This is a genomic window from Pseudomonas sp. PDM21 (genome assembly GCF_014852505.2).
Classification (GTDB): Bacteria; Pseudomonadota; Gammaproteobacteria; order Pseudomonadales; family Pseudomonadaceae; genus Pseudomonas.
In genome coordinates, this window is sequence record NZ_CM181223.1 from 5,070,031 (window position 1) to 5,081,195 (window position 11,165).

Annotated in this window: 9 protein-coding genes; 5 read left to right on the plus strand and 4 right to left on the minus strand. The window is 66.7% G+C overall.

Going from position 1 to position 11,165, the window contains the following annotated elements; translation table 11 throughout:
* Positions 1-226 precede the first annotated feature (226 nt).
* Positions 227-739, plus strand: a complete 513-nt coding sequence (locus tag IB275_RS23390; protein WP_192291450.1) for an ankyrin repeat domain-containing protein — start codon at positions 227-229, stop codon at positions 737-739.
* A gap of 1 nt (position 740) precedes the next feature.
* On the opposite strand, the gene IB275_RS23395 is transcribed toward IB275_RS23390, so the two are convergent.
* A complete protein-coding gene (locus tag IB275_RS23395) occupies positions 741-1,643 on the minus strand; it encodes a LysR family transcriptional regulator (protein ID WP_192291452.1) in 903 nt (300 codons plus the stop codon).
* A 103-nt stretch (positions 1,644-1,746) separates the two neighbouring features.
* Between IB275_RS23395 and IB275_RS23400 the strand changes: the two genes are divergently transcribed.
* Together IB275_RS23400 and IB275_RS23405 are read left to right on the plus strand one after the other, a co-directional pair.
* Complete coding sequence (locus IB275_RS23400) at positions 1,747-2,931, plus strand: MFS transporter (RefSeq protein WP_192291454.1); 1,185 nt, start codon at positions 1,747-1,749, stop codon at positions 2,929-2,931.
* 87 nt (positions 2,932-3,018) lie between these two features.
* Positions 3,019-4,062 carry an acyltransferase family protein gene (locus IB275_RS23405; protein ID WP_192291456.1) on the plus strand — a complete coding sequence of 348 codons (1,044 nt, stop codon included), beginning with the start codon at positions 3,019-3,021 and terminating at the stop codon, positions 4,060-4,062.
* Here the strand turns inward: IB275_RS23405 and IB275_RS23410 are convergent.
* The gene (locus IB275_RS23410; RefSeq protein WP_081515850.1) at positions 4,044-5,108 is read right to left on the minus strand and encodes a GGDEF domain-containing protein; all 1,065 of its coding nucleotides are present in this window, start codon (positions 5,106-5,108) and stop codon (positions 4,044-4,046) included. The genes IB275_RS23405 and IB275_RS23410 overlap by 19 nt on opposite strands.
* A 175-nt stretch (positions 5,109-5,283) precedes the next feature.
* Here IB275_RS23410 and IB275_RS23415 point away from each other — a divergent pair, with 175 nt between their 5' ends.
* On the plus strand, positions 5,284-5,703 hold the full coding sequence (locus IB275_RS23415) for a 3-isopropylmalate dehydratase (RefSeq protein ID WP_138215369.1): 420 nt from the start codon (positions 5,284-5,286) through the stop codon (positions 5,701-5,703).
* 19 nt (positions 5,704-5,722) lie between these two features.
* Here IB275_RS23415 and IB275_RS23420 read toward each other — a convergent pair whose 3' ends face one another.
* Positions 5,723-6,160, minus strand: coding sequence for an HIT family protein (locus IB275_RS23420; protein WP_192291458.1), 438 nt, complete (start codon positions 6,158-6,160; stop codon positions 5,723-5,725).
* 153 nt (positions 6,161-6,313) lie between these two features.
* Between IB275_RS23420 and IB275_RS23425 the strand changes: the two genes are divergently transcribed.
* Entirely contained in the window at positions 6,314-7,018 is a 705-nt protein-coding gene (locus IB275_RS23425; protein WP_192291460.1) for a glutathione S-transferase N-terminal domain-containing protein, read from the plus strand.
* 78 nt (positions 7,019-7,096) lie between these two features.
* Here IB275_RS23425 and hrpA read toward each other — a convergent pair whose 3' ends face one another.
* On the minus strand, positions 7,097-11,116 hold the full coding sequence (hrpA, locus tag IB275_RS23430; RefSeq protein WP_192291462.1) for an ATP-dependent RNA helicase HrpA: 4,020 nt from the start codon (positions 11,114-11,116) through the stop codon (positions 7,097-7,099).
* Positions 11,117-11,165 lie beyond the last annotated feature (49 nt).

Below are 11,165 nucleotides of genomic sequence, written 5' to 3' on the forward strand. Positions count from 1 at the left end.
CACCCCAGGTGCAACCGCTGATCGCTGATTATGCTGCAATTTTCGCCGAAAAGTCGCCGTGCGAGGGCGGCATTTGCGCAAGATCATGGACATAAATCACGCCACGCCTGCCCTGGAGCAACGGATTGAAATTTTCCACCGTCACCATAGGCACAGTGTTGGCGCGCCGAAGCGCGCCAGTCCTTATCCTTCAGTGCATTCCCGACTTTGCCAAGGAGACTTCAGGATGAGTGCCGCGAACCGCCCGGAAATGGACGAACAGACCCTGGAATTCGCCAACCAGGTGATCGACCTGGCCCGCCAGGGTGATACCCCGCGCCTGACCGAACTGCTGCAGCAGGGCCTGCCGGCCAACCTGCGCAACCACAAGGGCGACAGCCTGCTGATGCTGGCCAGCTATTACGGCCACCACGACACCGTTGGCGTGCTGCTCGACCACGGCGCCGACCCGGACCTGCGCAACAACGCCGGGCAGACGCCGCTGGCCGGGGCCGCTTTCAAGGGCGATCTGGAGATGGTGCGCCTGCTGCTCAGCCGGGGCGCGCAGGTGGAAGGCGTCTCCCCCGATGGCAAGACCGCATTGATGATGGCGGCGATGTTCAATCGCCCGGAGATCGTGCGCTGCCTGCTGGAACACGGCGCCGACCGCGAGGCCCGCGACGCCAGCGGCCTGACGGCGCTGGCCGCGGCAAAGATTATGGGCGCGGCAGACACCCTGGCGCTGCTCGAAGCCGCCTGAGTCAGTCGATGCGCACGTGCTCGGCGAGGAAGTCGAGCACCGCGCGCACTCGCGCCGGCAGGTGACCCGGCTTGCCCAGGTAGAGCGCGTGCATGGGTTTGCGGTCGCCAGGATTGAAGTCCTCCAGCACCGCCACCAGCCGTCCGGCAGCGATATCCTCGCGTACCTGGAATTCTGCCAGACGCGCCAGACCCAACCCGGCCAGCGCCAGGTGGCGCACGCTGTCGCCGTCGCTGGCCAGCAGGTTGCCGCTGGGTTCGGGGGCATCCGCCGGCTTGTCCAGGAATGGCCAGTCCGGCTCGACGCGGCGGTAGCTGAAACCCACGCAGTTGTGCTCGCCCAGCTCGCGCGGATGCTGCGGCGCACCGTGCAGCGCCAGATACTCGGGCGCGGCGACTATCTTGTGTCCGGACTCCCCCAGCGAACGCGCCACCAACCGCGAGTCCCGCAGTGGGCCGCTGCGCACAGCGACATCAGCACGCACTTCCAGCAGGTCCACCACTTCATCGGTCAGTTGCAGGTCGAGACTGACGCCCGGATAGCGCTCGAAGAACAGCGGCAGTGCCGGGATCAGGAACTGCCGGCCCACCGGCAGGTTGCAACTGATGCGCACCCTGCCCTGCGGCTCGGCGCTGACCGAAGCCTCGCGCTCGGCTTCGTCCAGATCGGCGAGGATGCGCAGGCTGCGTTCGTAGAACGCCGCGCCTTCAGCCGTAAGTTGCTGGCGCCGGGTGGAACGGTTGAACAGCCGCGCACCAAGGCGATCTTCCAGGCGCGCCACCAGCTTGCTCACTGCCGAGGGCGTCATCCCGCACTGCTGCGCGGCGGCGGTAAAACCCCCGGTTTCCACCACGCGGATGAACACTTCCATTTCGCCGAAGCGGTTGACGTCAGGGCGGGCCATATTGAATTCAATTCATAGGTGATTTGCTTACAAGCAGTCTATATCAGTAATTCGCACGGGGATAAGGTGGCAGCCATTCTACGAATCATCCGGGAGAGCCCACGTGCCCATTGCCTTGTATGCCTTGACCGCCGGTGCCTTTGGCATCGGCGTTACCGAATTCGTGATCATGGGATTGCTGCTGGAGGTTGGCCATGATTTCGGCGTGTCCATCTCCGCCGCCGGCCTGCTGATTTCCGGCTACGCGCTGGGCGTAGTGCTCGGCGCGCCGCTGCTCACAGCTCTCACCGCGCGCTGGCCGCAACGCCGCACCCTGCTCGGGCTGATGGTGATCTTCACCCTCGGCAACCTCGCCTGTGCCCTGGCGCCGGATTACGCCACGCTGATGGCAGCGCGGGTGCTGACCTCCTTCGCCCATGGCACTTTCTTCGGCGTCGGCTCGGTGGTCGCCACCAGCCTGGTGCCGGCCGAACGCCGCGCCTCGGCCATCGCGCTGATGTTCACCGGCCTCACTGTCGCCACCATCCTCGGCGTACCGCTGGGCACCTGGCTCGGTCAGCTCTATGGCTGGCGTGCGGCGTTCTGGGTGGTAACCGGAATCGGCGTGCTGGCCCTGGCGATCCTGGCGATCTACCTGCCGCGCCAAAGCGCACCGCCGGCCGCCGGCAACCTGCGCGATGACTTCCGCGTGCTGAAGCGCCCGGCCGTGCTGCTCGGCCTGCTGACGACCGTGCTCGGCTTCGGCGGCGTGTTCACCGTGTTCAGCTACGTGTCGCCGCTGCTGACCCGTCTCGCCGGCTTCTCCGAAAGTGCGGTGTCGCCGGTGCTACTGGTGTTCGGCGGCGGCCTGGTGCTGGGCAACCTGCTGGGCGGCAAGCTCGCCGACCGCAAACTGGTGCCCGCCCTGCTCGGCAGCCTGGTCGCGCTGGCGGTGGTCATGGGGCTGATGAGCTTCGCGCTGGAAAACCGGGTTGCCGTGGTCATCTTCATCGCTCTGCTCGGCGCCGCCGGGTTCGCCACCGTGCCGCCTCTGCAGATGTGGGTGCTGGAGAAGGCCCACGGCGCCGGCCAGAGTGTCGCGGCCAGTTTCAATATCGCTGCCTTCAACCTGGGCAATGCGCTGGGTGCCTGGCTCGGCGGCATGACCATCGACCACGGGCCCGGCCTCGCCGCGCTGCCCTGGGTCGGCGCCGCGCTGCCGGTGGCGGCCATCATCACGGCGCTGCTGTGCCTGCGCCTGGAACGTGAGCCGGCGATGCCGGCCGCGACCGTCCAGCAGGCCCGGTGAACGATCGGCGACACCCGACTGTCGAGGAAAGGGGCGCGCAAAGTCGCGCCTCTTTCTTTTATCCACCGACGGAGGACTCGCCCACCCATGCTGGTTTCGCTTCAGGCACTGCGGGCACTGGCCGCCTGGCTGGTGGTGTTCCATCACTTCATGCAAGTGTTCTTCGACTTCCGCGCCGACAGCCTCGGCGGCAAGCTCCTTTCCACCCGTGGCCAGGTCGGGGTGGACATCTTCTTCGTCCTCAGCGGCTTCGTGATCCACCTCTCCAGTGCCGGCCGGCCGATGTCACCAGTGACCTTCCTGGTCCAGCGCCTGGCCCGTGTCGCCCCGGCGTACTGGCTGTACACGGCGATCACCGCCCTGATCATCTACGCCTTCGCCGACGTGATGCCGATCTACGGCGTCGGCGGCAAGTCGTTGCTGCTCTCGCTGCTGTTCATCCCCAGCGAAAATCCCGGTGGTTTCGGCCTGTACCCGGTGCTGCCGGTGGGCTGGACGCTGAATTTCGAGATGCTTTTCTACGGCCTGTTCGCCCTCTCCTTCCTGGTCGCCGAGCGCTGGCGGCCCTGGCTGGTGACCGCCCTGGTGCTGCTGGTGGCGCAGGTGCTGGCGCGCGAACCCTGGCTCAGCAACTTCTACCGCAATCCGATCATCTTCGAGTTCCTCCTCGGCCTGGGCCTGGCGGCGCTGTACCGGCGTGGCTGGCTGAACTGGCCACGCCCGCTGGCACTGGTGACGGCAGCCCTTGCGGTGACGACCATCGCGGCGTTCCCCGCCGATCACCCCTGGCGCCTGCTGACCTGGGGCCTGCCCGCCGCCGCTCTGCTGGCCGCGTGCGTGGCACTGGAGCCGCTGTTCGAGCGCAGCAAAGTGCTGCATGCGCTGGGCGACTGGTCCTATTCGGTGTACCTGCTGCATGTGATCGTGCTCTGGCTGGCCGCCTACTGGCTGCATGAGCGGCTGGGCCTGACTCCCTACCAGACGCTGAGCGTCGCCGTACCGGCGATCCTGCTGCTGTCCTGGCTGAGCTACGAATGGGTGGAGCGGAAGATGGCGCGCCAGGTACGCACGGCCTATGCGCGCCTCACCGAGCCGCTGGTAGCGAAGCGCGCTCAGGCGGGGTCGCTGTAGACCAGCCGGTTGCGCCCCTCGGCCTTGCCGCGATATAGGCGGCGGTCGGTGCAGCGGTAAAGCTCATCGGCATCCAGACCGTCGCCCGGCCACTCGGCAAGGCCGAAGGTGGCGGAAATCTCGATGCGCTCTCCGTGGTACATCAGCGGCGCCTCGTCGATGTCGCGGCGCAGGGATTCCACCAGCGGCTTGGCGTCGAAGCGATCGGTGAAGGGCAGCAACAGGCCGAACTCCTCGCCACCCAGCCGGCCGATCAGGTCGGTGGCGCGCAGGCGGTGGCGCAGGCGGTTGCACAGGTGCTGCAATGCCTTGTCGCCGGCATCGTGGCCCCACTGGTCGTTGATGTTCTTGAAGTGATCGACATCCAGCACCACCAGCACCAGCCGTGTCTCATAGCGGGCCGCCTCCTGGATACAGCGCCTCAGCGCACGCTGGAAGCTCTCGCGGCTGGCCACGCCGGTCAGCGCATCGGTCAGCGCCAGGTGCCGTAGTTGCTTGTAGGCGGCAGCGCGGCGCTCTTCATAGACGTGCATGAAGGCAATCACCAGCACGCCACAGAAGATGCCGTTGCCGATGTCGATCAGCCCCGGTGCATCCAGGCGCAGGTGGTTGGCGTGCAGGTACATCAGCGTGGCGATCAGCATGAACGGCACGGCGAGCAGGAAGCCACGCCATTTGCCCAGCAGCAGGTAGGCCATCACCGGCATCAGGTAGACCCAAACGAAGGCCGACGCCGAGGCGTTGGGCATGACGATGATGTAGAGGATGAAACAGAAGGTCGGCAGCAGGTAGGCGATGATCCACGGCACCAGCCGACGCACACGCTGCAGCCGGTGCGCCGCCCACAGCAGCAGCCCGCAGGTGACCAGTTCAGCGCCAGCCAACCAGAGATTGCCAGCGAGGTACTGCAGGATCGAGAACAGCCCCAGGGTCGCCCCGGTGCAACCGAAGATCAGCCGCATCAGCAGGCGATGGTCTGCCTCTTCCAGCCCGGTAGGTCCGGCACTGGAGTCGAACAGATGGTCGGGATCGCTGTTGCGGTGCATCAGCCCTGCTCCTTGGCTCGACCGCCCGGCGGATCGGCCTGAATGGCGGCACTCGGGCACTCCAGCCCGAATCACATGTGCTGAAGACTACTCCAATTTCCCACAGCGCGTAGCCCAGCCGACGGAAACCGGTCGGATGGGCTAGCCTAGGCTGCATTGTCCATGGAGGAAGTCTATGCGTTCGATCCTTGCCGTCCTGTCCCTGCTCGCGCTTTCCGGCTGTGCTTCGTACCAGAGCGATGAAGTCCAACCCGTCCCCACCGACCGCCTGCTGGCCTACCAGCAACCGGGCAAGGACAGCGTCCAGGTCGATGTCACCCGCGACGTGGGCTACATTGGCGGCGGCTGCTTCGTCGCCCTCACCATCGACCATGAGATAGCCGCGCGCATCGGCAAGGGTGAGTCGGCCAGCTTCCACGTGCCGGTGGGCAAGCACGTGGTCGGCATCATCGGCGACAAGGACGGCGACGGCCTTTGTAGCAAGGCCATGCTGCGCCGTGAATTGCTGGTGCCGCTCGAGCCGGGCGGCAACAACGCCTTCCGCATCGTCAGCGACAACCGCACCGGTTTCGACATCAAGCCGGCGGTCGAGTAACCGCCAGCCCGGGTGCGCCTCAGCCGTTCAGGCGGGCAACGAGGCGCGCCTGCAGCTTCTCCAGCTCCCCCGCATCGGCCTTGTTCGCCGCGTGGATGCCCAGGCCCTCGCCGGCATAGCGCGGGACGATGTGCACGTGGATGTGGAACACCGTCTGGCCGGCCGGCGCGCCGTTGAACTGGGCGACCTGCACGCCATCGGGATTGAGCTCCTCGACGATCACACCGGTCAGGCGCTGCACCACGCGCATCACCTTGGCCAGTGCATCGGGGTCGACTTCGAGGATGTTGCGCGCCGGGGAATTCTTCGGAATCACCAGGGCATGGCCGTAGGACTGCGGGAACAGGTCGAGGAAGGCGAGCACGTCGTCGTCCTCGTACAGCTTGAAGCAGGGGGCCTCGCCACGAATGATCTGGGCGAAGATGTTCTGCGGATCGTAAGTGCCTTGCAGGCTCATGCTGGGTTCCTTGTCTGGTGACCGCGTCGGGGGCCGGTTGCTTGTCTAAGGGCCGCACCATACCGGTTTGTCGCGCACGGGTCATGACCGTGGCCGCGCGGAGGGCTATCCTGAGGGCCGACTCAAGATCCCGCTCACCTGACCGGAGTATGCATGTCAGACCTTTCCGCGTTCCTCATCACCCGCAAATGGCCCGCCGAACACCCTGACCGCCTGCAGCTGTACTCGCTGCCCACGCCCAACGGCGTGAAGGTGTCGATCATGCTGGAAGAGCTCGGCCTGCCCTACGAGCCGCACCTGGTCAGCTTCGAGCGCAACGACCAGATGTCCCCGGAATTCCTCTCGCTGAACCCGAACAACAAGATCCCGGCGATCCTCGACCCCAACGGCCCGGACGGAAAACCCCTGGCGTTGTTCGAGTCCGGCGCGATCCTGGTCTACCTCGCCGACAAGACCGACTCGCTGATCGCCCCCGGCGCCAGCGGCCGCTATGAAACCCTGCAATGGCTGATGTTCCAGATGGGCGGGATCGGCCCGATGTTCGGCCAGATCGGCTTCTTCAACAAATTCGCCGGCAAGGACTACGAGGACAAGCGCCCGCTGCAGCGCTACGTGGACGAGTCCAAGCGCCTGCTGAGCGTGCTCGACCGCCACCTCGAAGGCCGCGACTGGATCATGGGCGAACGCTACACCATCGCCGACATCGCCACCTTCCCGTGGATCCGCAACCTGGTCGGTTTCTACGAGGCCGGCGATCTGGTGGGTTTCGACAGCTTCCACAACGTGAAGCGTGTGCTGGAGAAATTCCTCGCACGGCCGGCGGTGCAGCGCGGGCTGAACATCCCCAAGCGCGACTGACCTCGGAATATTTCCTGTAGGAGCGCGCCATGCGCGCGAATCGCGGGCATGGCGCGCTCCTACAGGGGACTCCACAGGTCAGGCCTCGACCTGGCTCCACTGCTTCGACAGGCGCTTGTCCGACACCGGCACCTTCGTCCCCAATTGCTGGGCGAACAGCGAGACGCGGTATTCCTCCAGCATCCAGCGGTACATCACCAGTTCCGGGTCGCGCTTGCCTTCCTGGGCGTGCTTGGCCAGGCGCGCCGAGTACTGTTCCCAGTAGCCGGCCATCTCGCCGCTCCACACGCGGTCGCGCTGGACCTGCCCGGCGACCTTGTCCAGACGCTGCTCGACCGCCTTCAGGTAGCGCGGGTATTCCTTCAGCCATTCCAGCGGCGTATCGCGGACGAAGCCTGGGTAGACCAGCTTGGCCAGCTGCCCCTTCACGTCGTTCAGCGGCACCGTCATGGCTAGGTCGACCTTGCCTTTGAAGCGCTTCTGCAGGCCGTGCCAGAGCTTGAGGATTTCCAGGGTCAGACGGGCGATGCGCTCGGCGTGTTCGGTCCAGGCGCCGCGCTTCTTCTCGGCCAGCGACGCGAGCCCGGCGCCATCGCGCGGCAGGTTGCTTTCGCCGTCGAGAATGGCGCTCTCCAGGCTGGCCAGCAGGATGTCCTCCACCAGCGACTCGACGCGGCCCAGTTCGCGGTAGAGCAGGCCCATGTCGGTCTGGCCCGGCAGCTTGCTGCGCAGGAACTTGGCCGGCTCCGCGAGCTGTTGCAGCAGCAGGCGCTGCAGGGCGCGGCGGTGCTGGTAGTCGGCCTCGGCCTGGGTCGGGAAACGGTTTTCCTTCACCACGCCGGCCTCTTCCACCAGCGCCGGGTAGACCGTCATCGACAGCCCGGCGACCTTCTGCTGGAGCTTCTCCGCGACTTCGCCAAAGCCCTTGGCTTCCACCGGCTTCTGCGGCTTGTCCGCCTGCGGGATCGCCAGCGCGGCCTGGCTGGCCTCGGCGAAGCGCGCGGTGAGTTCAACGAGGTCGCGGCCTTCGCCGAGGAACTTGCCACGGGCGTCGACCACTTCGATGTTCATCCGCAGGTGGCTTTCCACCTGAGTCTCGGCCTCCGCCCAGGCTTCTTCCGGTACGCGGCTGCCGGTCATGCGCTGCAGCTCGCGGCCGAGGGATTCGGACAACCCGCCCTCGGCGAAGACCATCTTGCCCAGCGCGGCGCGGACGAAGTCCGGCACCGGCACGAAATTCTTGCGGATCGCCTTCGGCAGGCTGCGCACCAGCTCGATGCACTTGGCCTCCAGCAGCCCCGGCACCAGCCATTCCAGGCGTTCGGCGGGCAGCTGCGGCAGCAGCGGAGCCGGCACGCGCACGGTCACGCCGTCCCGCACGTGGCCGGGCTCGAAGTGGTAGGTGAGCGGCAGCTGCAGGTCGCCCAGGCGCAGGCGGTCCGGGTAGAGGCCGGCGGTGACTTCGCTGGCGTCGCGGGCGAGGACGTCTTCCTCGCGCATGATCAGCAGGTCCGGCTGCTGCCTGTGCTCACGCTCGTACCACTTCTCGAAGCTGGCGGACTGGTAGATGTCTGCCGGCAGGCGCTCGTCGTAATAGGCGAACAGGGTTTCCTCGTCGGCGAGGATGTCGCGCCGGCGTGCCTTGGCTTCCAGCTCGTCGAGCTTCTCCAGCAACTGGCGGTTGGCTGCCAGGCACTTGGCGCGGCTGTTGATCTCGCCACGCACCAGCGCCTCGCGGATGAACATCTCGCGGGACACCGGCGCGTCGATCGGGCCGTAGTTCACCGGGCGACGGCCGATGATGATCAGGCCGTAGAGGGTGACCTGTTCGTAGGCCACCACCTGGCCACGGCGTTTTTCCCAGTGCGGCTCCAGGTAGTTTTTCTTCACCAGGTGCCCGGCCAGCGGCTCCAGCCAGTCCGGCTCGATCTTCGCGACCATGCGGGCAAACAGCTTGGTGGTCTCCACCAGCTCGGCGGCCATAATCCACTGCGGCTTCTTACGGCCGATCACGCTGGAGGGGTGAATCCAGAAACGCCTCTGGCGCGCGCCGAGGTAATCGCCCTCCTCCGCCTTCTGGCCTATCTGGCTGAGCAGGCCGGAGAGGATCGCCTTGTGCACGGCGGCGTAGTCGATGTCGCGGGCCTTTGGCTCGTCCGCCTTGGCGACCGGCTGGCGGCCACGGTTGTCGTGCTGCCTGGGCTGTTCGCGAGCGGGCTCGCTCTTGCGCTGGGCGCCTTCCGACTTGGAGCCGAAGGGCAGCTGCAGCTCACGGCAGATCAGCGTCAGCTGGCGGTGCGCATCACGCCACTCGCGAAGGCGCAGGTAATTCAGGAAGTTCTTCCGGCACCAGTTGCGCAGCGGGTTGGAGCCCAGCGCCTGGCGCTGCTCCTCGAAGCCGCGCCAGAGGTTGATCAGCGCGGCGAAGTCCGAGTCCGGGTCCTTCCACTGCGCGTGTGCCTGGTCGGCGGCCTGCTGGCGGTCCATCGGCCGCTCGCGCGGGTCCTGCACGGACAGCGCGCTGGCCACGGTGAGCACTTCCGGCAAGCTGCCCAGTTGCGCCGCTTCCAGCAGCATGCGGCCCAGCCGCGGGTCGATGGGCAGGCGCGCCAGCTGGCGGCCCAGCGGCGTCAGCTGGCCCTCGCGGTTCACCGCCGAGAGCTCCTGCAGCAGGGTGAAGCCGTCGTTGATCGCCTTGCCGTCCGGCGGCTCGATGAAGGGGAAGGCCTCGATGTCACCCAGGCGCAGGTGCAGCATCTGCAGGATCACCGCCGCGAGGTTGGTACGCAGGATTTCCGGATCGGTGAAGGCCGGGCGCCCGTTGAAGTCTTCCTCGCTGTACAGGCGCACGCAGATGCCCGGTTCGACCCGGCCGCAACGGCCCTTGCGCTGATTGGCGCTGGCTTGCGAAACGGCTTCGATGGGCAGGCGCTGGACCTTGGCGCGGTAGCTGTAGCGGCTGATCCGCGCGGTGCCGCTGTCGATCACGTAGCGGATGCCCGGCACCGTCAGCGAGGTTTCCGCGACGTTGGTGGCGAGCACGATCTTGCGCCCCGGCATCGGCGCGAAGATCTTCTGCTGCTCGGCCGGCGTCAGCCGCGCATAGAGCGGCAGCACCTCGGTATGGCGCAGGTTGGCCTTGCGCAGCATGTCGGCAGCGTCGCGAATCTCGCGCTCGCCGGGGAGGAACACCAGCACGTCGCCGGGGCGCTTGCCGATTTCGCGCTCGTGGGCGGCGATCTCGTCCAGCGCGCGGAGGATGCCCTGGTCCACGGAGAGGTCGTCGAACAGCGCTTCGCCGTCCTCGTCCACTTCCGCCGCCAGCGGACGGTACCAGGTGTCCACCGGGTAGGTGCGCCCCGAGACCTCGACGATGGGCGCATCGCCAAAGTGCTTGGAGAAGCGTTCCAGGTCGATGGTCGCCGAGGTGATGATCAGCTTCAGGTCCGGCCGGCGGTGCAGCAGGGTCTTCAGGAAGCCGAGCAGGAAGTCGATGTTCAGGCTGCGTTCGTGGGCTTCGTCGACGATGATCGTGTCGTAGCGCTCGAGGTAACGGTCATGTTGGGTCTCGGCCAGCAGGATGCCGTCGGTCATCAGCTTGATCAGTGTGCTGTCGTCGCTCTGGTCTTCGAAACGCACCTGGTAGCCAACCAGCGAACCCAGCGGCGTGCCGATCTCCTCGGCGACGCGGGTGGCCACGCTGCGCGCGGCCAGCCGGCGCGGCTGGGTGTGGCCGATCAGGCCGTGGGTGCCGCGGCCCAGCTCCAGGCAGATCTTCGGCAGCTGGGTGGTCTTGCCCGAGCCGGTCTCGCCGGCGATTACCACCACCTGGCTCTTTTCCAGCGCGGCCTTGATCTCGTCGCGCTTGGCGGCGATGGGCAGGCTGTCGTCGTAGCGGATCTTCGGGATGCTCGCACGACGCGCCTCGGCCTTGGCGCAGGAGGCCTGGAAGCGCTCGGCCCACTGGGCGAGCTTGGCCTCGTCGGGGTGCTTGCGCAGTTCGTGGAGCTGCCGGCGCAGGCGATGGCGGTCGCGGATCATCGCGTGATCCATGCGCTGCAGGAGCTGTTCGGGGGTCGGCGTACTGTCTGTGGTCATCGGCTTCGCGGGCATCAGGCGGGAGCGGCGCGAGCAGGTGCGGAGCCGG

Excerpts from the sequence above, each read along its gene's own strand:
- IB275_RS23415 (WP_138215369.1), top strand. The coding sequence starts at position 5,284 with ATGCGTTCGATCCTTGCCGTCCTGTCCCTGCTCGCGCTTTCCGGCTGT.
- IB275_RS23390 (WP_192291450.1), top strand. The coding sequence starts at position 227 with ATGAGTGCCGCGAACCGCCCGGAAATGGACGAACAGACCCTGGAATTC.
- IB275_RS23395 (WP_192291452.1), bottom strand. The coding sequence starts at position 1,643 with ATGGCCCGCCCTGACGTCAACCGCTTCGGCGAAATGGAAGTGTTCATC.
- IB275_RS23410 (WP_081515850.1), bottom strand. The coding sequence starts at position 5,108 with ATGCACCGCAACAGCGATCCCGACCATCTGTTCGACTCCAGTGCCGGA.
- IB275_RS23420 (WP_192291458.1), bottom strand. The coding sequence starts at position 6,160 with ATGAGCCTGCAAGGCACTTACGATCCGCAGAACATCTTCGCCCAGATC.
- IB275_RS23405 (WP_192291456.1), top strand. The coding sequence starts at position 3,019 with ATGCTGGTTTCGCTTCAGGCACTGCGGGCACTGGCCGCCTGGCTGGTG.
- IB275_RS23425 (WP_192291460.1), top strand. The coding sequence starts at position 6,314 with ATGTCAGACCTTTCCGCGTTCCTCATCACCCGCAAATGGCCCGCCGAA.
- hrpA (WP_192291462.1), bottom strand. The coding sequence starts at position 11,116 with ATGACCACAGACAGTACGCCGACCCCCGAACAGCTCCTGCAGCGCATG.